Origin of the sequence: Amnibacterium sp. (genome assembly GCF_036559085.1) — a bacterium.
Classification (GTDB): Bacteria; Actinomycetota; Actinomycetes; order Actinomycetales; family Microbacteriaceae; genus Amnibacterium.
Map to the genome: position 1 here is coordinate 28,803 of NZ_DATBTU010000057.1, position 21,803 is coordinate 50,605.

Sequence of the window (21,803 nt, forward strand, 5' to 3'; positions counted from 1 at the left end):
TGCGCCTAGCGGCGCCGCCGGAGCGGCCGCGCCGTGAGCGCGAGCAGCAGCGGCAGCACGCCGCCGAGGATCGCGATCGTGGCGCCGAGCGCGACGCCGAACGCGACGGCCGGCGTCGTCCCGACCGCGAGCGGGACGACGTCGGTGTGCACGTCGGCGGTGAAGCCGGGAGCCGCGTAGATCGTCGCGCCGGTCGGGTCGAGGAACGTCGTCGAGGCGACGGTCGACACGCTGACGACCGAACGGCCGGTCTCGATCGCCCGGAGCCGCGCGATCGCGAGCTGCTGCTGGTTCTCCTCGGTGTGCCCGAAGTCGGCGTTGTTCGTCTGCGCGACGAGCACCTGCGCACCGTCCGCGACCGATCCGGTGATGAGCCCGTCGTCGACGATGTCGAAGCAGATGTCCACGCCGACTGGCACGGTGCCGACCTTCATCACCGACGATCGGGTGCCGGGCGTGTAGTCCCGCCCGATGAGCTTCAGCAGGTCGGGCGCGAACGGCGTCCAGAACGCGCGGTCCGGCACGTACTCGCCGAACGGGACCGGATGCACCTTGTCGTAGATCGCGGCGATCCCCCGGTTCGCCTCCCACAGCAGCGACGAGTTGTAGAACCGGCCGTCCCGCTGCGTGATCGCCCCCGCGAGCAGGGGCGCGCCGGTCAGCACGCTGACGCTGTTGAAGGTCTGCAGGATCGCGGGGTTCGAGTAGGGGTCGTTCTCGCTCGACCCCTCCGGCCAGACGACGAGCTGGCTGCCCTTCCCGGCCGCCTGCAGCGATGCTGCGGCGGTGGTGGCCAGGTTCTTCGCGGGATCGTTCTGCCGGTCGAAGTAGCCGGCGTGCGTGTCCGGCTGCACCGACGTGATCCGCATCACCCCCGCTTCCGTGGGCCGGAACGGCGGGATCGCGAGCAGCAGGCCGGCCGCGACGGCGATCGCCAGCAGGCGCGGGAGCAGGTGCTCGCTGCCGGGGCGCGGCCCGATCGGGGCGAAGCCGCCGCGGGGCTCGGTGAGGCAGGCGAGCGCGAACGCGGTGAGCCAGGCGAGCACGAACGACAGCCCGGACAGCCCGAACCAGGCGGCGAGCGGCGCGAACGGGCTGGTCGACTGGCTGAGCGCGATCCTGCCCCAGGCGAACCCGCCGTAGGGCGCGGTGCCGGCGACGACCTCGCGGCACGTCCATGCCGCGGCGACGAGCAGCGGGGTGACGCCGATCCGCCCCCACCGCGACGGCCACAAAAGCGGCACGGACCGGTACACGAGCGCGATGAGGCCCCCGCCGATCGCCAGCTCGATCGCCTGCAGGGTGCCGAGGGCGAGCAGCGGCGCCGCCCCGAGGAACAGGGTCACCCAGCCGATCAGGGTGAACCAGAAGGCGAGGCCGCCCGCGAGCGCGACGAGCACGCCGCTCCAGAAGCCGCGACCGCGAAGGGCGGCGAGGATGCCGCCGACCCCGACGAAGGCGAGCACCCACACGTTCGGGGCCGGGAACGCGAACGCGTAGATCCAGCCGGAGAGCGCGGACAGCAGCAGCGCGGGCAGCAGCGCGAGGGCGTACGGGGGTCGATCGGCGACCGGCCGGCGTCGCCGCCGGGGACGCATGGGCGGCACCCCCGTGACGGGCGGTGCCGGGGGTCGCTCCTCGAGCGCGGTCACTGGACGCTCGAGTAGGCGACGATCCCCCGCCGGATGGCGTCGAGCGCCTGCCGGGCGGTGCGGGACGTCTGGCCCTCGGCGACCTGCGACACCTGGTCGAGCAGGTCGATCACCTGCTTGGTCCAGCGGACGAAGTCGCCGGCCTGCAGGTCCGCCTCGCGGAGCACGGCGTCGAGGGCGCCGCCACGCGCCCAGCGGTGCATGGCGCTGACGAGTCCCACCGACGGCCGGTCGGAGCCCGGCAGGTTCTGCGAGCGCTCGAGGTCGTCGAGGCGCTCCCAGAGGCCCTCGAGCCGGTTCCAGGCGTCGCGGAACGGGCCCTTCGGGAGCCACCGCTCGTTCACGATGCCCTCCTCGCGGCGGGGCTCGAACACGAACGTGGTCGCGAGCGCCGCGACCGCGGGGACGTCGAGGCCGTGCCAGACGCCGCGGCGGAGGCTCTCGGCGAGCAGCAGGTCGCGTTCGCCGTAGATGCGGGCGAGCATGCCGCCGTGCTTCGTCATGACCACCCGGCCGTCGTCGACGACCCGCAGGTAGTCGAGGTCGATCAGCACCTCCGTCACCCGGTCGAAGATGCGGGCCACCGCACCGGTGCGGGTGGCGATCTGCCCCTGCAGGGACTCGGTCTGCCGCTTCAGCCGCCACCAGCGCTCCGCCCAGCGGGACAGCTCGTCCCGCCGAGGCGAGGAGTGCGCTGGGTGGGCCTTCAGGCGGCGGCGGAGGGCGATCAGCTCCCGCTTGCGGCGCTCGCGCGACTTCGCGGACTGGTCGCCCGGCCTTGCGCCCGCCCGCTCGAGCTCGGTGATCTCGCGGCGGAGCGCGGCGTACTCGGTGACGTCGCCGAGGGTGCCGGTCTCGTCCTGCATCGCGCGCTCGTAGCCGGCGAGGGAGTCCTCCTGCTGGCGCACCTTCCTTGCGAGGTCGACGACGGCGCGGTCCGCCTGGAACTGCGCGAACGACGACTCGAGGATGGTGCGGGTGCGGTCCCGGCCGAACCGCTCGATGAGGTTGACCGCCATGTTGTACGTCGGCCGGAAGGAGGAGTTCAGCGGGTAGGAGCGCCGCGAGGCGAGCGAGGCGACCGACTGGGGATCGAGCCCCTCCTGCCACAGGATCACGCTGTGCCCCTCGACGTCGATCCCGCGTCGGCCCGCGCGTCCGGTGAGCTGGGTGTACTCCCCCGGCGTGATGGGCACCCGCGCCTCGCCGTTGAACTTCTCGAGCTGCTCGAGCACGACGGTGCGGGCCGGCATGTTGATCCCGAGCGCGAGCGTCTCGGTGGCGAAGACGACCTTCAGCAGCTTCTTCTGGAAGAGCTCCTCGACCACCTCCTTGAACGCCGGCAGCAGGCCTGCGTGGTGGGCGGCGAGGCCGCGCTGCAGGCCCTCGAGCCAGTCCCAGTAGCCGAGCACGGCGAGGTCCTCGTCGAGCAGGGTGCGGCACCGCTCCTCGACGATCTCGCGGATCTCGGCGCGCTCATCCGCGGTCGTCAAACGGATGCCGTCCCGCATCGCCTGCCGTACCGCGGCGTCGCAACCCGCCCGGCTGAAGATGAAGAAGATCGCCGGCAGCAGGTTCCGGTCCGCGAGCAGGTCGACCACGTCGCTGCGCGGCATCCCGAAGCGTTGCGGGCGTGGGCCGTTCCGCGGGCCGCCCCGGCCGTGCTGCTGCGGGGTCCTGCTCGGGATCCGCGTGATCTCCGCGAACTCTGGGTTGAGGCGCGGCGCCCCGCCCGCGGCCGCGTGCTTCGCGTCGAAGAGGTCGACGAGGCGGCTGCGGATGAGGACGTGCTGGTCGAGCGGCACCGGCCGCTCCTCGGAGACGATGACCCGGGTGTCACCGCGGACGGCGTTCAGCCAGTCGCCGAACTCCTCCGCGTTCGAGACCGTGGCGGAGAGGGACACGAGCCGCACCTCCTGCGGGAGGTGGATGATGACCTCCTCCCACACGGGACCGCGGAAGCGGTCCGCGAGGTAGTGCACCTCGTCCATCACGACGTACTTCAGGTCGGTCAGCAGGTCGCTGCCGACGTAGAGCATGTTGCGGAGCACCTCGGTGGTCATCACGACCACCCGGGCGCGCGGGTTCACCGACGTGTCGCCCGTGAGCAGGCCGACGGAGTCGTGCCCGTACATGTCGGCGAGCTCGTTGTACTTCTGGTTCGACAGCGCCTTGATCGGCGCCGTGTAGAACACCTTCTCGTGCGCGGTCCCCATGGAGAGGAACACCGCGAACTCGGCCACGATCGTCTTGCCGGCCCCGGTCGGGGCCGCGACGAGGACGCTCTCGCCGTCCTCGAGGGCGACGCAGCTCTGCACCTGGAAGGGGTCGAGCTCGAAGGCCAGCCGGTCCCGGAACGCCTGCACCCCCGGGTGCCCGGCGCGCTGCCGGGACGCGGCGTAGCGTTCGGCGGGTGAGAGCGAGGGAGGCGTCACGCCGGCCGACGCCCGTTCGGACGGCACTACTCCAGGGTACCCGCGCCCGCCAGTGCAGCCGCTTCACGCCGGTCCAGGCGCCGGTCGTGGACCACGGAGACGCCGACCGCGGCGAAGAACAGCGCCACCATCGGGATCGCGAGCAGCAGCATCGATATGACGTCCGCGGACGGGGTCGCGATCGCGGTGAACAGGGTGATCGCGAGCAGCGCGAACCGCCACGCCTTGAAGATCGTCTTCCCCCGGACCAGCCGCGCGAAGTTCATGATCACGAGGAAGACCGGCAGGACGAACGCGACGCCCACGATCAGCATGAGGCGCAGCGCGAAGTCGAGGTACTCCTTGCCGTCGAGCAGGGAGGCGCTGTTGCCCGGCGCGAACGAGATCATCAGCACGACGATGTGCGGGATCACGAACCAGCCGGCGGCGCAGCCGGCGAGGAACAGCGGCACCGCGCTGAAGAAGAAGCCGAAGACGAACTTCTTCTCCTGGCGGGTGAAGGCAGGGGTGATGAACGCGAAGATCTGGTAGAGCCAGATCGGGCTCGTGATCACGATGCCGGCGATCAGCGCGATCTCGAACCGCACGTCGAACGCGCTCGTGACGTTCGTGAAGTTCAGCTTCGCCAGCCGGCCGTCACCCGCGCCGTTGATGGGCGCGCTCATGAGCAGCAGGATCTGGTCCGACAGGAACCAACCGATCACCGATCCGACGATGATGCCGAGCGCCGCTCGCATGAGCCGCTTCCGCAGCTCGATGAGATGCTCGACCAGCGGCATCCGCCGGTCGGTGCTGCTGACCTGCGTGGCGTTCGCCACGCGCCTCAGCTCCGGGTGGAGCCCGGCGTCCGGGGTGCGGACTCCTTGGGCGGCTCGGCCGTGTAGTACACCGGCTCCGCGGGCTCCTCACGGGACTTCTTGCTGTCGTCGCGGACCTCGTCGACCTCCTTCTTGAAGATCTTGATCGACTGTCCGAGGCCCTTGGCGAACATGGGCAGGCGCGTCGCACCACCGAAGAGGATCAGCACCACCACGGCGATGATGACGAAGTGCCATCCGGTGAATCCACTCAGCATGATGTGCTCCTGTCCGGCCCTTCATCGGGCCCGCTCGGCGCCGAGTCTAAACCGCTCGTCCAGCTATTCGGTGCAGCGGATGCATCGGTTCGGTCACCGGTATCGGGCGGCTCCGGCGGCGGCCCAGTCGGCGACGGTGCGCCGTGCCTCCTCGGGTTCGATCACCTGGACGAGGCCCGATCGCTGGGTGACGAGCCGCTTCAAGCCGTGCAGGTGGGAGATGCGGAGGCGGGTGCGCACCCATCCGCGCCGCTTCGCGGGCTCCAGCACCGGCCGGTCGCCGAGGTAGTCGGCGAGCAGCGGCACCGCCGCCTCGGCCAGCTCGATGACGACGGTGAGGTCCTGCTTGGAGGGCTGGAAGATGCGCTCGGGCAGCTCGAGGTCGTCGGGGCGCTCGGCGCTCGCGTCCGGGTCGATCCGCACCTCCGCCATCCGGTCGAGCCGGAAGGTGCGCAGCGCCCCGCGTGAGCGGTCCCAGGCGCGCAGGTACCAGGACTCGTCCACGGACTCGACGCGGAGGGGCTCGACAGCCCGCTCCTCGCGGAGCCCGCGGCCGTTGAGGTAGTCGAAGCGCAGCACCGCGCTGCCGGCGATCGCTGTGCGCACGAGGCCCAGGCGGTCGTCCGCCTCCCCCTCGACGCCGACGGCGGCCGGGGTCGTGGCCGCGGCCCGGGTCAGCTTCGCGGTCAGGGTCGCGATGGTGGCGCGGTCGGCGTTCTCGGGCAGCGCCGAGAGGTACTGCAGGCCGGCGATCAGGGCCGCGGCCTCGCGGGCGGAGAAGCGCGGCGAGTCGTCGATCGCGACCTGGTGGGTGATCGCGATCTCGTCGTCGGTCTCGAAGCGGTCCCAGTCGATGTCGAAGAGGTCGCCGTGCTGGTACTGCCGGCTGTCGCCGGGCACGCCGGACACCGCGATCAGCTCGACGGCCTCACGGATGCGCTGCTCGGGCACGTGGAAGTGCGCGGCGGCCTGGCCCACGGAGACGCCGTCGTTGTCGAGCAGGTACGGCACGAGGGCGAGCAGGAAGGCGAGCCGGTCCTGGACGCGCTGCGGCTGGGCGTCAGCCATCGGTGCCTCCGTGCGCCGCGGCGACGGCCTCGAGGCGCTCGCGGACCGCCGCGACGAGGGCCGCGGGCTCGTGGACGAGCACCTCGGGCCCGAACGACGCGAGCTCGTCGGCGAGGACCTGCAGGTCCGTGTAGTGCAGCGTGAGCAGCCCGTCGTCCGCCGGCTCTGCGCGGCGGCCGAGACGGGCCGCGGCGTCCGAGCCCGGCTCCACCGTGACCTGCGCGACGTTGCGGGCGGTCTCCTCGCGGAGCGAGGCCAGCGCATCCGCTGCCGGGTCGCCCTCCGGCGCCGGGAAGTCGATCGACGTCTCCTCGACCGGCCCGACGATGCGGCTGAGCAGGAAGGTGCGCGCCTCGCCGGAGCGCTGGTCGGTGCCGTGGACGTGCCAGCGGCCGCCGAACTGCACGAGGGCGTGCGGGGCGAGCTGCCGGCGCCGGGTCTGCGTGTCGCCCGGCTTCAGGTAGCCGAAGCGGACCAGGTGGTGCCGCTCGATCGCGCCGGACAGCGGATCGAACGCGGCGTCCCTGGCGCGCAGCCGGGGCGCGTAGCCGAGCAGCGGCTCGTCGGAGTCGATGCCGAGCGAGCGCAGCTTCATCAGGGCTCGCCGGGACTCCCCCGACAACGAGCCCTCGCGCCAGGCGAGTGCGGCGAGGTTCAGCAGCGCGATCTCCTGCGGGGTGAACGTCACGTCCGCCGGCAGGTCGTAGGCGCCCTTCGGGATCCGGTACCGGGTGTACTGGGACGCGCCCTGGTCCGCGGGCAGCTCGATCGACTCGAGCGGCACGCCGAGGTCGCGGACGTCCTCCTTGTCGCGCTCGAACTGCCGCTCGAGGCTCGCGTTGTTGCCGCCCGGCCGGTAGCGCTGCCGGTAGCCCTGGACGCTCGAGAGCACGTCGGCCTTCGTCAGCCCCGTCTCCGTCGCGAGCAGGGCGAGGACGAGGCTGAAGAGCCGCTCCTCGTTGGAGACCGGGACCGCCACCAGACCTCCGGTCAGGCCTTGCCCAGGATGTCGACGACGAAGACGAGGGTGGCGTTGCCCGGTACGGACCCGCTTCCCGTCGCCCCGTACGCCTCCGACGGCGGCAGCACCGCGAGCACCTGGGAGCCGACCCGCTGGCCGGCGAGCGCGGACACGAAGCCCTTCACGACGCCGCCGGACCCGGTCTTCAGCGGCAGGGCCGTCGGCGCCCCGTTCTTCCAGGTCGAGTCGAACACCGTCTTGTTCGGGTCCCAGAGCACGCCGGTGTAGTGGACGACGGCCGTGTCACCCTTCTTCAGGACCGCACCGGAGCCCTTCTTCAGGTCCGCCACGACCAGCTTCTTGGGGGCGGGAGCCGCCGGGATGGTGATGCCGGGGCGCCCGTCCGGCCCGAGCACGACGGCGGGGAGGCCGTCACCCATGACCTGGTTCGTGCCGTTCGCACGGGCGAGGTACGTCTTGCGCACGTCGACGACGACCACGACCGAGTCGGACGTGGCCACGCCGGCGCCGAGGCTGCCGGGAACGAAGCCCTGGTTCGGCGGCAGCACCGCGGCGAGCCGCTCCCCCGGCTGGGCGCAGAGCAGCGCCTTGCGCAGCCCCTCGGACGGGAGCGACTTGCCCACCACGATCGTCGCGGGCCCCGTGCTGCCGGTCGCGTCGGCCTTGCCGGTGTAGTCGGTCTTCGTCACGACCTTGCCGGTGGTGCCGTCGAGGATCGTGAGATCGGCGACCAGCTCCTGCCCCGGCACGATCCCCGCGCCGCTGCCCGGGATGAGGGTGCTCACCTCGGTGCTCGAGACGTGCAGGGGGGTGCTGAAGGAGATGGTCGGCGTCGTGCCGAACGCGCCGGCCGCCTTCACCGAGTCGCTGCCCGAGCCCGCGGTGGCGCCCGGCGTGCATCCGCCGGGTTCCTTCGCGGAGCAGCCGGCGAGACCGGCCGAGAGCAGTGCGGCGGCGGCGAGCGCCGCGGCGAGGCGGAGCGGGCGGGTCAGCGGCACCGCAGCATCCTGCCAGATCAGGCGGGTGCCCCCGGCTGCGCCGACCTGGCGTCGGCGATCTCGGCGGCCTGCCTGGCGGTCTTGCGCAGCCGCTTCGGGCTCTGCTCGCGCACCTCGAGGGCGCCGGGCGTCCAGGCCTCGAGGTCCTCGTCGGCGAACGACCCCTTCGACGCGCGGCGCTGTAGCTCGGGCGCCTCGGCGCCCGGCGCGAGGCGGCGGGAGGTGACGAGGAAGCCGGTGTGCGCGACCATCCGGTGGTCCGGCCGCACGGCCAGGCCCTCGACGTGCCAGCCGCGCACCATGGTCTCGGTGGAGAGCGGCTCGGTGAAGTCGCCGGACTCGCGGAGCGCCTCCACGAACCGGCTCAGCTGCGGGACCGTCGCGACGTAGGCGACGACGACGCCGCCGGGCGCGAGGGCGCGGGCCACCGCCTGCACGCACTCCCAGGGGGCGAGCATGTCGAGCACCACGCGGTCGGCGGCATCCGCCTCACCGGCGTCCAGCACGTCGGCGAGGTCGCCGACGGTGAGGCTCCAGCGGTCGGGGCGTTCGCCGAAGAAGCCCGCCACGTTGTCCGCGGCGATCGCCGCGAACTCGGCGCGGCGCTCGACCGAGTGCAGCCGGCCGGAGGGGCCGACGGCGCGCAGCAGCCAGAGGCTCAGGGCGCCGCTGCCGACGCCGGCCTCGACGACGCGGCAGCCCTCGGCGATGTCGCCGGCGGCGAGGATCTGCCCCGCGTCCTTCGGGTAGACAATCGCGGCGCCGCGCGGCATCGACATCACGTAGTCGGTGAGCAGCGGCTTCAGCGCGAGGTAGACCGTGCCATCGGAGCCGGTGACGACGGATCCGTCCGGCTGCCCGAGCAGCTGGTCGTGCGCGAGCGAGCCGCGGTGGGTCGTGAAGACCGCGCCGGGCTGGAGCGTGATGGTGTTGCGGCGGCCCTTGTGGCCGGTCAGCTGCACCCGGTCGCCGGGCGCGAAGACGCCGGTCATCGCTGCACCGCGTCGCGGAGGGCGAGCACCCCGGTGAGGTCGGCGAGGGTGCGGCCGGCGAGCGTGGGCCAGAGCGTCCACGCGGGACCGTCGGGCAGGGCCACCGTGTGCGGCACGCCGATCGCGGCGGCGCCGGACGCGACGGCGGAGGCGAGCCCGGGCGGCGAGTCCTCGATGGCCACCGTCGCGATGATGTCGACCCCGAGCTGTGCGGCGGCCCGCAGGTACGGGTCCGGATGGGGCTTCTGGTGCGCGACGTCGCTGCCGGAGACGATCACGTCGAACGCCCGGAACGGGATCGCCGCGGCGACGGCCTCGGCCATCCGGCGGATCGACATCGTGACGAGCGCCGTCGGCACGTCCTCGTCGCGCAGCTCGGCGAGCAGCTCGAGCGCGCCGGCCCGCCACGGCACGTGCATCCGCAGCCGGTCGACGACGTGGTCGGTGAGCGTCTCGATGATCTCCGGCACGGACAGCTCGGCGCCGTGCTGCTGCAGCACGACCGCCGCGTCCTCGAGCCCGCTGCCGACCAGGGCGAGCCCCTGCTGCCGCGTCCACGGGCGGCCGAAGCGGGCGAGCAGGGCCGTCTCTGCGGCCATCCACTCGGGTTCGGTGTCGACCAGGGTGCCGTCCATGTCCCAGAGCACGGCAGCGGGAGCGATGGGCACGAGGGACCACGATAGCCACGCGGACAGCGAACACCGGGGGGCCGCCACGGGCCGAGCCGTAGTCTGGCAGCCCGGCCCGCGCGGGCCGGAGCGACGGAAGCGGTGGCGGTGCCCATGACGAAGCGGTTCCAGCGCGGACGGATCCTCGTGGTCGCGTTCGAGGGCTGGAACGACGCCGGAGAGGCGGCGACGAACGCGGTCCGGATGGTCCGCGACGCGCTGCCGCTCGTGCCGGTGCTCGACGTCGACCCCGAGCTGTACATGGACTACCAGTTCAACCGGCCGGTCGTCGGCGTCGACGAGCACGGCGAGAAGCGCATCACCTGGCCCGGCGCGACGATGTACGGCCCCGCCCGGCGCACCCGCACACGCGGGGTCGCCCCCGAGGTGCCGACCGTGCCCGAGGAGCGGATCGACCGCAGCAACCTCTTCGTGCTGCTCGGGACGGAGCCGTCGCGCAGCTGGCGCGGCTTCGTCGCGGAGATCGTCGACGCGGCGCTCGTCGCGGACGTCGAGGGCATCGTCATGCTGGGCGCGATGCTCGCCGACGTGCCGCACACCCGGCCGATCTCCACCTTCGCCTCGAGCGAGGACGCCGAGGTGCGCGCCGCCCTCGACCTCGAGAAGAGCACCTACGAGGGGCCGGTCGGCATCCTCTCGATCCTCTCCGACGCCGCCGCGCGGGTCGGGATCCCGTCGATCTCGATCTGGGCGTCCGTGCCGCACTACGTGCACAACGCCCCGTCGCCGAAGGCGACCCTCGCGCTGCTCGAGAAGCTGGAGGGCGTGCTCGACATCCACGTGCCCCGCGGCGACCTCGAGTCGGAGGCGTCCGCCTGGGAGAGCGGCATCGACGCGCTCGCAAACGAGGACGAGGACATGGCCGCGTACATCGAGCAGCTCGAGAAGGCGCGCGACACCGTCGACTCCCCCGAGGCGAGCGGCGAGGCCATCGCCCGCGAGTTCGAGCGCTACCTGCGCCGCGGCGACGGCCCGCAGGGTCGCGACGACGGCCCGCCCTGGCGCCCCGGCAGCTGACCCGAGCCCGCGAGCTCGTGCGTTCTGCAGGACCGCGGACGGTCTCTGCAGGACGACGCGCCGCGCTTCGTCCTGCAGACCGCGCAGGATCCTGCAGACCGTTCACGCGTCGTCGGCTCCGCAGGGCGGTCCGCGGTGCGTTCCGCAGGATCGCGGACGGTGTGCAGGACGGCGCGCCACGTCGGGTCCTGCAGATCGCCCGGCAGCCTGCAGAACGTTCAAGCGTCCTGGCCCGCATGGGACGGCTGATCGCGGTTGAACCCCGACCGGAAGCATCGGGCGTCCGCTCCTCCACAGGCCGGTCGACGGGAGCTCGAGGCGCCCTGTCCGCACATCCCCGGTCGGGCGGGCGCCGGGTCGCGCATCCTCCTGGGCATGCAACGGATGTTCTGGACGACGGGTGAGCTGCTGGCGCACGGGCGCTCCCGCCGGTGGATCGATGAGGAGGTCCGCGCAGGGCGTCTGATGGTCGCCCGGAAGGGGCACCTCCACCTCCCTTCGGCGGACCCGGACGTCGTCCGCGCTGTCCGTGTGGGCGGTGTCGCGACGGGCGCGACGGCCGCCCGGGCGCTCAAGATCTGGGCACCCGAGGACGAGCTGCTCTCGGTGGCCGTGCCGGCGACGGCCTCGCGGCTGCGGCATCCGGACGATCCCTCTGCGCCCCTCGGGAACGCGCCGGTGCGCGTGCACTGGATCGGCGAGTCGCTCCCGCCGGTGTCCGCACTCACTCGGATCGCGCCGATCCTGCTCGTGCTCGAGCACGTCCTGCTGACGTTCGCTCCCGAGTTCGCGATCGGCCTCGTCGACTCGGCGTTGCACCACCGCCGGATCCGGGCGGCTGACCTCGCCGCACTCCGCGAGCGCCTCCCCGGCCCGCTCGTGGCGGTGGTGCGACGGGCGGACGGCCGCTGCGAGTCGGGCATCGAGTCGGCGGCGCGGTACCTGCTCGAGCTCGCCGGCGTCCGCGTCGTGCCGCAGGTGGAGATCCCCGGCGTCGGGCGGGTCGACCTGCTGCTCGAAGGGCGCCTGATCGTGGAGCTCGACGGCCGGGAGTGGCACGGCGAGCGCTTCGCCGTGGACCGCGCCAGGGACGCCGCAGCCGCCCGCGCCGGGTACCGGACCCTCCGCTTCACATACCAGCAGGTCATGGACGACTGGCCGGGCGTCATGTCAGCGATCCTCACCGCGCTCGCGACGTGACGTGATGTCTGCAGGATCGCGATCGGTGTGCAGGACGCGACGCGGCGCGCCGTCCTGCAGACCGCGCACGATCCTGAGGATCGCGCGCCTAGTTCTGCGGGAAGCCCAGGTTGATCCCGCCGTGCGTGGCGGGGTCGAGCCAGCGGGCGGTGATCGCCTTCTGCTGCGTGAAGAACTTCACGCCCTCGGCGCCGTGCGCCTTGGTGTCGCCGAACAGGGACTGCTTCCAGCCGCCGAACGAGAACGTCGCGACCGGGACGGGGATCGGCACGTTGATGCCGATCATCCCGACCTCGACCTCGTTCTGGAACCGGCGGGCCGCTCCCCCGTCGTTGGTGAAGATCGCCGTGCCGTTGCCGAAGGCGCCCGAGTTGATGAGCGCGACGCCGTCGTCGTACGAGGCGACGCGGACCACCGAGAGCACCGGGCCGAAGATCTCCTCGGTGTAGACGCGCGAGGAGGTGGGCACCCTGTCGATCAGGGTCGGGCCCAACCAGAAGCCGTTCGGGTCGCCGTCGACCTCGATGCCGCGGCCGTCGACGACCACCTCGGCGCCGTCCTCGACCGCGACATCGACGTAGGAGGCGACCTTGTCGCGGTGCTGCTTCGTCACGAGCGGGCCCATGTCGCAGGAGCGGCGGCCGTCACCGATCCTCAGCGCCGCCATCCGCTCCTTCACCTTGGCGATGAGGTCGTCGGCCACGGGTTCGACCGCGACGACGACGGAGACGGCCATGCACCGCTCCCCCGCGGAGCCGAAGCCGGCGTTGATCGCCGAGTCCGCGACGAGATCGAGGTCCGCGTCCGGCAGCACGAGCATGTGGTTCTTCGCCCCGCCGAGCGCCTGCACCCGCTTGCCGTGCTGCGCGGCCGTCTCGTAGATGTAGCGCGCGATCGGGGTCGAGCCGACGAACGAGATCGAGCGGACGTCCGGATGCGCCAGCAGGCCGTCGACCGCGACCTTGTCCCCGTGCAGCACGTTGAAGACCCCGTCCGGCAGGCCCGCCTCCTGCCACAGCGCCGCGAGCCAGTTCGCCGCCGAGGGGTCCTTCTCGCTCGGCTTCAGCACGACCGTGTTGCCGGCCGCGATCGCGATCGGGAAGAACCACATCGGCACCATCGCCGGGAAGTTGAACGGGCTGATGATCCCGACCACGCCGAGCGGCTGCCGGACCGAGTAGACGTCGACCCCCGTGGACACCTGCTCCGCGTACTCGCCCTTCAGGTGGTGCGCGAGGCCGGTCGCGAACTCCACGACCTCCTGGCCGCGGGAGATCTCGCCCAACGCATCCGAGAGCACCTTGCCGTGCTCGGAGGTGATGATCTCCGCCAGCTCCCCCTTCCGCGCCTCGAGCAGCTCCCGGAACCGGAACACGATGGCCTGGCGCTTCGCGAGCGAGGTGGCGCGCCACTCGGGGAACGCGGCCTTCGCGGCGGCGACCGCGGCGGCGACGTCCTCCTCGGACGCGAACGCGACCCGCTTCGTCACGACGCCGACGGCTGGATCGAAGACGTCGCCGGTGCGGCCGGATGTGCCCGGCGCGGGCGATCCGCCGATCCAGTGCGGGACGAGGGCGGCGCCCTCCGTGGTCGTGAGATCGGTGGCATCGGCGGTGATCGTCATGACGTTCCTTCCGGGCGGGATGCGCCCACAGCGCCCAGCATCCCACTCGGACCGGGGTTCAGGCGCGGTGGGGCGGCCGCACCGGGAAGGCGTCGCGCAGGGCCACGACGAGCAGCGCGGCGACGAGGAAGGCGGCCGCCGCGAGCACGATCACGGCCGGGACGCCGGCCGCGGCGAAGGCAGCGCCGCCGACCGCGGCCCCGAGCCCGATGCCTGCGTTCGACGCGGCGTTGTTGACGGCAGCCGAAAGGTCCGAGGACAACGCATGCGCCCGGAGGCATGCAGCCGTGCAGAAGACCGGGATCGCCCCGAACCCGACCACCCAGACGGTGGCCGCGGTCAGCGTGCCGGCGGGCGCGGCGCCGAGCACGAGGAGCGCGGCGGTCGCCGCCGCGGCGAGCAGCAGCGCGGCGAGGAAGCCGGCTCGCGGGCGGCGATCGATGACGAGCCCCGCGAGCCACAGCCCCAGGACCCCGCCCGCGCCGAACAGGAACAGCGCCGCACCGATCGCGGCCTCGGGCACCTTCGCGTCGAGGAGCACCCGCGCGATGAACGTGTAGAGGGCGTAGTGCCCGAAGAAGGCGATGGCGTCCACCGCAGCGGCGCCGACCAGCGCGCTGCGGCGGCCGCGAGCGCCCCGCGACGACGTCCAGGAGTCGGTCCTGGACGGCAGCGCCGACGCGGTGACGACGGCCGCGAGCAACCCGCCGACCGCGAGCGCGCCGAAGGCCGCCCGCCATCCGACGGCCGCGCCGATCGAGGTGACGAGCGGCACACCGAGCACGAAGCCGAGGGACGCCCCGGAGGCGGCGATCGCGAGCGCCCGGCCCTGCAGCCGCTGCGGCACGAGCGCTGCCGCGTAGGCGGACGACAGCGAGAAGAACAGGGCGTGCGCGATCCCGCCGATCGCGCGCCCAGCGCAGAGCAACGCGAACGTGGGCGCGAGCGCGATCACGATGTTCCCGGCGCTGTAGAGCACGATCGTCGCCACGAGCAGCGGCTTCCGTGGCAGGCGCACCGTGAGCCGCGTGAGCGGGAGGGCGAGCACGGCGACGAGCGCCGCGTAGACCGTCACGAGCAGGCCGGTGACCGACTCCGGCACCGTGAACGCCCGCGAGAGCTGGGGCAGCAGGCCGACCGGGACGACCTCCGTCGTCACCGCGACGAACGTGGCCAGCACGAGCGCGCCGAGCCCGAGCGCTGCGCCGAAGCCGATCCGCTCGTCGTTCGCGTCCGGCACCGCAGCATCCTGCCCGACGGGCGGGCAGCGCTGCTCTAGGCGCGGGGCTTCAGCCGCACGGTCGGCAGCTCGGGGGCTGCGAGCACGTCGTCCCAGGCGTCCGGATGGGGGCCGAACCGGCCGTCCGCGTGTCCGGTGGCGCGCTGCTCGTCGACCTGCCGCTGCCAGTCGGCGCGGGCGGCGACGATGTCGTCGTGGTCGCGGCCGACGAAGTTCCACCACATCACGACCGGCGCACCGAAGGGCTCCCCGCCGAGCACGAGCACGCGGGCGGGTTCGTCGCCCGTCGTCAGGACGAGCTCGCCGGTGCCCGCGGCGAGCGCCACGAGCTGAGAGCGCTCGGCCCGCACGCCGTCGACGGTGACCGAGCCGAGGTCGACGAGCACGCCGACCTCATCCGCCGGATCGAGCGGCGCGCGCCAGGTGGTGCCGGCGGCCACCCGGACCTCGGCGCCGAGCAGGCGGGTGTACGTGTGCGGCGTGGCCGACGCGCCAAGCCAGGTGCCGAGGAAGACACGCACCTCGGCGCCGTCGACGTGCAGGACCCCGGGGACGTAGTGCTCGAACGCCCGCTCCCCCGTCCGCGCGCCGTCGGGCAGGGCGACCCAGAGCTGCGCGCCGTGCACGCGCGTCGTGGTCGGCAGCGAGTACTCGGAGTGCGCGATGCCGGCGCCCGCCGTCATGAGGTTCACCTCGCCGGGCCGCACGACCGCGACGGTGCCCGTCGTGTCGCGGTGCTCGACCTCGCCCTCGAACAGCCACGTGACGGTCTGCAGGCCGATGTGCGGATGCCCCGGCACCTGCATCGCGGGCTTCCCCGGCCGGACGTCATGAGGGCCGTAGTGGTCGACGAAGCACCAGGCGCCGATCAGGGAGCGCCTGCGCTGCGGGAGGGTGCGGTTCACGAGCATCGCGCGGGGGCCACCGAGCGGCACCTCCCTGGGCAGCAGCACCTCGGTGCCGCGGACTCCGCCCCCATCCGCCGGTCCGCCCTCGCTGAGCACGGGATTCCGCTCGGTCACGCTCATGCGCAGGATCCTCCCACCATCGCGCCGTTCCGGAGTTCCTGCGCGACACCCCGGGCCGAAGGCGCCGGAGGCGGCGTGTCGCGCGATTTCTCCGGAACGGCGCGATGGGTCAGTAGGTCAGGAGCAGGTCGGTGAGGACGCGGGTGCCGAAGTCGAGGGCGGCGAGCGGCACGCGCTCGTCGACGCCGTGGAACATGGCCGGGAAGTCGAGCTCGGGCGGCAGCTGCAGCGGCGCGAAGCCGTAGCCGCGGATGCCGAGCTGCGCGAGCGACTTGTTGTCGGTGCCGCCCGACATCAGGTACGGGAGCACCGGGGCGCCCGGGTCGTGCTCGCCGAGGAGCGCGACGATCCGTTCGACGAGTGGGCCGTCGAACGGGTTCTCGAGACCGATGTCCGTGTGCACGGTCTCGATCTCGATGTCGGCGCCGACGAGCTCCTGCACCTCCTGCAGCACCGCCTCCTCCTGCCCGGGGAGGGTGCGGATGTCGATGAGGGCGCTCGCCGCGTCGGGGACGACGTTGTGCTTGTACCCGGCCTCGAGCACGGTCGGGTTCGTCGTCGTGCGAAGCGTCGGCAGGATGAAGCTCCTCGCCGCTCCGGCCTCGCGCACGACGGCGTCGGCACCGACCGTCGCCGGGTCCAGATCGAGCAGCCGGCCGAGCTCGTCGACGAGCGCCTGCGTCGTCTCGGTGAGCCGGATCGGCCAGTCGCGGCGGCCGATCGCGACGACCGCCTCGGCCAGGCGGGTGATCGCGTTGTCCTTGACGAGACGGGATCCGTGCGACGCCGGTCCCCGCGCGGTCAGCTTGATCCAGAGCAGCGCCTTCTCCCCCGTCTGCAGCAGGTAGGCCCGGCGCCCGTGCAGGTCGGTGGAGTAGCCGCCGACCTCGCTGATCGCCTCGGTGGCGCCCGCGAACAGCTCGGGGTGGTGGTCGACGAGCCAGTGCGCGCCGTGCACGCCACCGGCCTCCTCATCCGCGAAGAAGGCCACCACGACGTCCCGCGCGGGGCGACGCCCGGACTCGAGGATCGCGCCGAGGGACGCGAGGATCATCGCGTCCATGTCCTTCATGTCGACGGCGCCGCGGCCCCAGAGCATCCCGTCGCGGATCTCGCCGGCGAACGGGTCGACGGACCAGTTCGCGGCGTCCGCCGGCACCACGTCGGTGTGGCCGTGCAGCACGAGCGCCGGCCCTGGCCGCTCCCCCTCGACGCGCGCGACGACCGACACGCGCCCGGGCTGCGGCTCGAACGACCGCGTGGTCAGCCCCAGCCGCCGCAGCTCCGCCTCGACATAGCCGGCGGCCTCGGTCTCGCCGTCGCTGCGCCCGTTGCCCCAGTTGACGCTCGGGAAGCGGATGAGGTCCTGCGCGAAGCGGGCGGTGCGGCTCAGCTCGTCGGTCACCCGATCACGCTAACCGGCCGTCAGGGGCGCAGGAGTCCGTGCCGGGCCTGCGGGACGCCGTCGACGACGACGTCGAGCCGCTCGGCGTAGACGCCGAGGAGGCCCTGCACGTCGCGACCGTCGGACAGCGGATGCTCGTAGGTCCAGAACAGGTCGCGGACGAGCCGCTCGCCGATCCGCGCGGACCGATAGGCGGCGCGGCCCTTGTAGGCGCAGGCGGTCATCGTGGTGCTGGCCTCCAGCGGGACCCGGACCGCGCTCGCCTCGACGTACCACCGCAGCGGCAGCATCGTCTCGCCGAGCAGCCGCGCCTCGGCCGTGTCGACCACCACCACGCCGTCGAGGGACATGACGACGTGCGCGCCCGTCGTGCGCACGTCGATCCGGTGGTACGGATCCCGCGGATGCGCCACGAGCGGCGTCTCCTCCTCGAACCAGTCCAGCCCGTCGAAGTCCACGACCACGAAGCCCTCCAGCTGCGGGTCCTCGATCCGGAACGCGTCGACCTCGCGGCCGGCCGCCGTGCGGATCCGCAGCGCCTCCCCCATGGCGGTGTGCGCGTCGAACGGGACGCTCGGATCGAGCACCGGGCGGGCCGATTCCCCGCGGGTGAGGGGTCGCGGCGCCCCGACGAGCTCGACCGCCGCCTGCACGTCCTCCTCCGGCACCGCGAACGCAGGCGTCACGCGGCGCGGCTCCCACACGAGGAGGGCGCGGCGGGTGTCGATCACCGCCTCGTCCCCGTCGACGCCGCGGAGCCGCCAGGGCGACCGCGCGACCCGCGTCTCGTTCAGCTCCCGCCACGCCCGGTCCTCCAGCTGCACCGCCATACGCGCATGCTGGCACGAGGGTCGCCCCCGCGCACGCGGGACGGCCTACACGTCGCTGGAGCGCTTCCAGAGATTGATGCCGCCGTCGATCGCGTGCTCGTCGATCGCCGCGATCTCGTCGTCCGTGAACGTCGTGTTGCGCACCGCGGCGAGGTTGTCGTCGAGCTGCTGCACGCTGGAGGCGCCGATGAGGGCGCTCGTGACCCGTCGGTCGCGGAGCACCCACGCGAGCGCGAGCTGCGCGAGCGACTGCCCGCGGCCGGCCGCGATCTCGTTGAGCGCCCGAACGTGGCCCAGCGCCTCGTCCGTGATCATCGACTGCATGTACTCGACCCGGGAGGCGCGGGAGCCCTCGGGGATGCCCTGCAAGTAGCGGTCCGTCAGCAGGCCCTGCGCGAGCGGCGAGAAGGCGATGACCCCGACGCCGAGCTCGTCGACGGTGTCGAGCAAGCCCTTCTCGATCCAGCGGTTCAGCATCGAGTACGACGGCTGGTGGATGAGCAGCGGGACGCCCATCTCGCCCAGGATGCGCGCGGCGTCCCGGGTGCGCTCGGGCGAGTAGCTCGAGATGCCGGCGTAGAGGGCGCGGCCGGACTGCACCGCCGTCGCGAGCGCCCCCATCGTCTCCTCGAGGGGCGTGTCCGGGTCGGCGCGGTGCGAGTAGAAGATGTCGACGTGGTCGAGGCCCATCCGCTTCAGCGACTGGTCGAGGCTCGCGAGCAGGTACTTGCGCGACCCGAAGTCGCCGTAGGGGCCCGCCCACATGTCGTAGCCGGCCTTCGTCGAGAGCACGAGCTCGTCGCGGAACGGCTTGAAGTCCTGCGCGAAGATCCGCCCGAAGTTCGACTCGGCGGATCCGTAGGGTGGCCCGTAGTTGTTCGCGAGGTCGAAGTGGGTGACCCCGGCGTCGAACGCGCGGCGGAGGATCGCCCGTTGCGTCTCGATCGGGGTGCCGTCACCGAAGTTGTGCCACAGGCCGAGCGACACCTCGGGCAGCAGCAGGCCGCTGCGTCCGGTGCGGCGGTAGGGGAAGTCGTCGTAGCGGTTCGGGGCGGGTTCGTAGGCCATGCATCCAGCCTGGCATGGCGCGCCGGGCCCCCGCGTGGGCGTCGGAACCGGCCTCCGACCCCGTGCTAATGTCTTCCTCCGGCGCCGGAAGGCGCACCCTGTCCGGGTGGCGGAATGGCAGACGCGCTAGCTTGAGGTGCTAGTGCCCTTTATCGGGCGTGGGGGTTCAAGTCCCCCCTCGGACACACACGATCCCCGGTCTCCTGCGGAAGCGGAGCCGGGGATCTGCCGTTTCGGGGCGGCGCGGCCGCGTGCTACCTCGGCCGGTCACGCCGTTGCCCGGCCTCCCTGAGGCCCACGTCGACCCGGTCGCGAGCGGGGTGCCGAGTGGCTCTCCTGAGACGGGCGCGCGACATCCGAGGCGATCGCTCGTCCGCGATCCTGATGGCTCGTCCGACGGCGAGCGCGACGACGACGCTGAGCAGGAGCCACCCTCCGAGAACGGCGAGCAGCACGGTTCCCCAAACCGGCATTGACCCATGGTCGCACGGGCAGACCGATCGTTCCACTTGTCCCCCGAACGGTGGACGGAGCGGGGTACGGCGCGGAGCGCCTGCGCGGCAGCGATTCGGTCGCGTCATGGCCGCGACCACGGCCTGAGCCGTCCCGTAGCCTGGTCGTCCCCCTCGGCGACTCCGACGGGCGGTACCGGTTCGGGAGCGAACGACGGATGAAGGCGACGCTCGCGCTCGTGGCGGCAGCCCTGCTCTGGGCCGGCAACTACGTCGTCGGCGGAGCCGCGGTGCACGCGATGGATCCGGTCGCGCTCACCTGGTTCCGGTGGCTGCTCGCCGCGCTCCCCCTGCTGCTGCTCGCGCAGCTCATCGAGCGGCCGAGGTGGCGGCCCGTGCTCGTCGAGTGGCCGCGCCTGCTGCTGCTGGCGGTGCTCGGCGTCGCGGGCTACACGCTCTTCCTCTACAGCGCGCTCGAGTTCACGACGCCGCTCTCCGCCTCCCTCATCAACGCCGCGAATCCGGCCGTCATGGTGGTGCTCGCCGCCGTGCTGCTCCGCGAGCGGATCGGGGTGGCCGCGGCCGCGGGGCTCGTGCTCGGGCTGGTCGGCGTGCTGCTCGTCATCACGGACGGCCGGATCGCGAGCATCCTCTCGACCACGCCGAACGAGGGCGACCTGCTGATGGTCGGCGCGATCGTGGTGTGGAGCCTCTACACGATCGCGGGACGGTCGCTCGCAGCGCCGCCGATCGCCGCGACCGGCGTGCAGGCGGCCATGACCGCCGTGCTGCTCGCACCCGTCGCACTGCTCACCGGCGCGCACTGGCCCACGCAGGCGCCGACCGTCGAGGCGCTGCTGTTCATCGCGCTGCTGCCGTCCGTGGGGGCCTACGCGCTCTGGAACCTCGCCGCGAAGCACGTGCCCGCGGGGCGCGCTGGGCTGTCACTGAACCTCATCACCGTCTTCACCGCGATCATCTCGGTGGCGATGGGCGCCCGCCTCACGATGCCCGAGATCGCGGGCGGGCTGCTCGTGTTCGCGGGCGTGGCACTCGGCTCGCTGGCGCCGCGCCGCCGGCGGATCGCCGAACCCGATCTCGAGCAGGAGCCGTCCGGCGCGGCGTGACTCCGCGGGATCCTCTCCTCCACAGGGGCCTTTCACCGGGGTTGTCGGGGAGAACGAATCCCTGGTCGGTCGCGTGTCTCGAGTGCTGGGGAGTGTCGGTGGCCGGTGTCACGATGTGCGCATGCAGAACCACGGACCTCTCGGGCAGGCGACCACCGTCGTCGGCGAGTTCCCGTGCAGACCGGCGGGGATGGGTGACCGGCAGCTGCTCGAGGACGCCGAGGCCTGGGAAGCCTTGGGCCGGCTCGTCGACGCCCGTCGGGTCGCGATCGCAGGCGAGATCGCGTGGCGGTCCAGGGAGCAGCTCGGCGAGCACGGACTCGCCCGACGCTCCGGCGAACGAGACGCCACGGACCTCCTCGCGCGCGAACTCTTGATCAGCGGACGGGAAGCCAGGAAGCGCACCGCACTTGGCCTCCGGGTCCGGTCGCGACTGTCCATGCAAGGCGAAGAGCTGCCCGGCAGGTGGGCACACGTGGGCGCCGCACTTCAAGCGGGCACGATCACCGTCGACGCCGCCCACGTCATCGTCGACGCGCTCGGGTCGATCGCCCGACGGGCGGATGCGGAAGAGCTCGAGATCGCCGAGCAGGCCCTCGTCGAGAACGCGGCGTCGACGTCACCGGATCTGCTCCGGGTGCAGGCCGAGGTGTGGCAGGCCCGCCTCGACCCCGATGGCGCCAAGCCGGCCGAGGACGCCGCCCACCGGAACCGGGGAGTGAAGGTCGGGATCGAAGGCCCTGACGGGATCACCCGCTCAGTGCTGCTGACCGCGACCGAAGAGACCGCGCTGCTACGGGCCATCTTCGACGCCAACCGGCGGGGTGTGCAGTGGAAGCAGCAGCCCGCGGAGGACTGCGACGACGACACCGAATGGCACGAAGTCGGCGAGGACCGCACCAAGGCCCAGTACGACCACGC

The 21,803-nt window shown here is 72.7% G+C and carries 19 protein-coding genes and 1 tRNA gene; 5 read left to right on the forward strand and 15 right to left on the reverse strand.

Annotation, left to right across the window (positions count from 1 at the left end; translation table 11 throughout):
* Positions 1 to 5: 5 nt before the first annotated feature.
* From lnt to VIG76_RS10300, 9 genes are all read right to left on the reverse strand, one after another.
* Positions 6 to 1,652, reverse strand: a complete 1,647-nt coding sequence (lnt, locus tag VIG76_RS10260) for an apolipoprotein N-acyltransferase (RefSeq protein ID WP_331953781.1) — start codon at positions 1,650 to 1,652, stop codon at positions 6 to 8.
* The gene (locus tag VIG76_RS10265; protein WP_331953800.1) at positions 1,649 to 4,087 is read right to left on the reverse strand and encodes a DEAD/DEAH box helicase; all 2,439 of its coding nucleotides are present in this window, start codon (positions 4,085 to 4,087) and stop codon (positions 1,649 to 1,651) included. The genes lnt and VIG76_RS10265 overlap by 4 nt, the downstream gene beginning before the upstream one ends.
* A 26-nt stretch (positions 4,088 to 4,113) precedes the next feature.
* A complete protein-coding gene (gene tatC, locus VIG76_RS10270) occupies positions 4,114 to 4,905 on the reverse strand; it encodes a twin-arginine translocase subunit TatC (protein ID WP_331953782.1) in 792 nt (263 codons plus the stop codon).
* Positions 4,906 to 4,910: 5 nt separating this feature from the next.
* Positions 4,911 to 5,162, reverse strand: coding sequence for a twin-arginine translocase TatA/TatE family subunit (locus VIG76_RS10275; RefSeq protein ID WP_331953783.1), 252 nt, complete (start codon positions 5,160 to 5,162; stop codon positions 4,911 to 4,913).
* Between the two features lie 93 nt (positions 5,163 to 5,255).
* Positions 5,256 to 6,230: a helix-turn-helix transcriptional regulator gene (locus tag VIG76_RS10280; RefSeq protein ID WP_331953784.1), complete on the reverse strand. Its 975-nt coding sequence runs from the start codon at positions 6,228 to 6,230 to the stop codon at positions 5,256 to 5,258.
* Positions 6,223 to 7,209, reverse strand: coding sequence for a helix-turn-helix transcriptional regulator (locus VIG76_RS10285; RefSeq protein WP_331953785.1), 987 nt, complete (start codon positions 7,207 to 7,209; stop codon positions 6,223 to 6,225). The genes VIG76_RS10280 and VIG76_RS10285 overlap by 8 nt, the downstream gene beginning before the upstream one ends.
* A gap of 11 nt (positions 7,210 to 7,220) precedes the next feature.
* Positions 7,221 to 8,210, reverse strand: a complete 990-nt coding sequence (locus tag VIG76_RS10290; RefSeq protein WP_331953786.1) for an FKBP-type peptidyl-prolyl cis-trans isomerase — start codon at positions 8,208 to 8,210, stop codon at positions 7,221 to 7,223.
* Between the two features lie 17 nt (positions 8,211 to 8,227).
* On the reverse strand, positions 8,228 to 9,202 hold the full coding sequence (locus VIG76_RS10295) for a tRNA (adenine-N1)-methyltransferase (protein WP_331953787.1): 975 nt from the start codon (positions 9,200 to 9,202) through the stop codon (positions 8,228 to 8,230).
* Entirely contained in the window at positions 9,199 to 9,870 is a 672-nt protein-coding gene (locus tag VIG76_RS10300; protein ID WP_331953788.1) for an HAD family hydrolase, read from the reverse strand. Before VIG76_RS10300 ends, VIG76_RS10295 begins: the two co-directional genes overlap by 4 nt.
* 114 nt (positions 9,871 to 9,984) lie before the next feature.
* Here VIG76_RS10300 and VIG76_RS10305 point away from each other — a divergent pair, with 114 nt between their 5' ends.
* Both VIG76_RS10305 and VIG76_RS10310 read left to right on the forward strand, forming a co-directional pair.
* A complete protein-coding gene (locus tag VIG76_RS10305) occupies positions 9,985 to 10,908 on the forward strand; it encodes a PAC2 family protein (protein WP_331953789.1) in 924 nt (307 codons plus the stop codon).
* Between the two features lie 375 nt (positions 10,909 to 11,283).
* Complete coding sequence (locus VIG76_RS10310) at positions 11,284 to 12,108, forward strand: endonuclease domain-containing protein (protein WP_331953790.1); 825 nt, start codon at positions 11,284 to 11,286, stop codon at positions 12,106 to 12,108.
* A gap of 88 nt (positions 12,109 to 12,196) precedes the next feature.
* Here VIG76_RS10310 and VIG76_RS10315 read toward each other — a convergent pair whose 3' ends face one another.
* From VIG76_RS10315 to mgrA, 6 genes are all read right to left on the reverse strand, one after another.
* Positions 12,197 to 13,732 carry a CoA-acylating methylmalonate-semialdehyde dehydrogenase gene (locus VIG76_RS10315; RefSeq protein ID WP_331953791.1) on the reverse strand — a complete coding sequence of 512 codons (1,536 nt, stop codon included), beginning with the start codon at positions 13,730 to 13,732 and terminating at the stop codon, positions 12,197 to 12,199.
* Positions 13,733 to 13,790: 58 nt separating this feature from the next.
* Entirely contained in the window at positions 13,791 to 14,972 is a 1,182-nt protein-coding gene (locus tag VIG76_RS10320; protein WP_331953792.1) for an MFS transporter, read from the reverse strand.
* A 35-nt stretch (positions 14,973 to 15,007) separates the two neighbouring features.
* Complete coding sequence (locus VIG76_RS10325) at positions 15,008 to 16,000, reverse strand: pirin family protein (protein ID WP_331953793.1); 993 nt, start codon at positions 15,998 to 16,000, stop codon at positions 15,008 to 15,010.
* 109 nt (positions 16,001 to 16,109) lie between these two features.
* Positions 16,110 to 17,405, reverse strand: coding sequence for a M20/M25/M40 family metallo-hydrolase (locus VIG76_RS10330; protein WP_331953794.1), 1,296 nt, complete (start codon positions 17,403 to 17,405; stop codon positions 16,110 to 16,112).
* Positions 17,406 to 17,425: 20 nt separating this feature from the next.
* On the reverse strand, positions 17,426 to 18,235 hold the full coding sequence (locus VIG76_RS10335) for a DUF427 domain-containing protein (RefSeq protein WP_331953795.1): 810 nt from the start codon (positions 18,233 to 18,235) through the stop codon (positions 17,426 to 17,428).
* 45 nt (positions 18,236 to 18,280) lie between these two features.
* Complete coding sequence (gene mgrA / locus VIG76_RS10340) at positions 18,281 to 19,303, reverse strand: L-glyceraldehyde 3-phosphate reductase (protein WP_331953796.1); 1,023 nt, start codon at positions 19,301 to 19,303, stop codon at positions 18,281 to 18,283.
* A 100-nt stretch (positions 19,304 to 19,403) separates the two neighbouring features.
* On the opposite strand from mgrA, the gene VIG76_RS10345 reads away from it, so the two are divergent.
* The 3 genes from VIG76_RS10345 to VIG76_RS10355 all read left to right on the forward strand — a co-directional run.
* Positions 19,404 to 19,488: transfer RNA gene (locus VIG76_RS10345), tRNA-Leu, on the forward strand.
* A gap of 485 nt (positions 19,489 to 19,973) precedes the next feature.
* Positions 19,974 to 20,882, forward strand: coding sequence for a DMT family transporter (locus VIG76_RS10350; protein WP_331953797.1), 909 nt, complete (start codon positions 19,974 to 19,976; stop codon positions 20,880 to 20,882).
* A gap of 190 nt (positions 20,883 to 21,072) precedes the next feature.
* On the forward strand, positions 21,073 to 21,803 hold a 731-nt coding region (locus tag VIG76_RS10355; protein WP_331953798.1), incomplete at its 3' end, for a DUF222 domain-containing protein.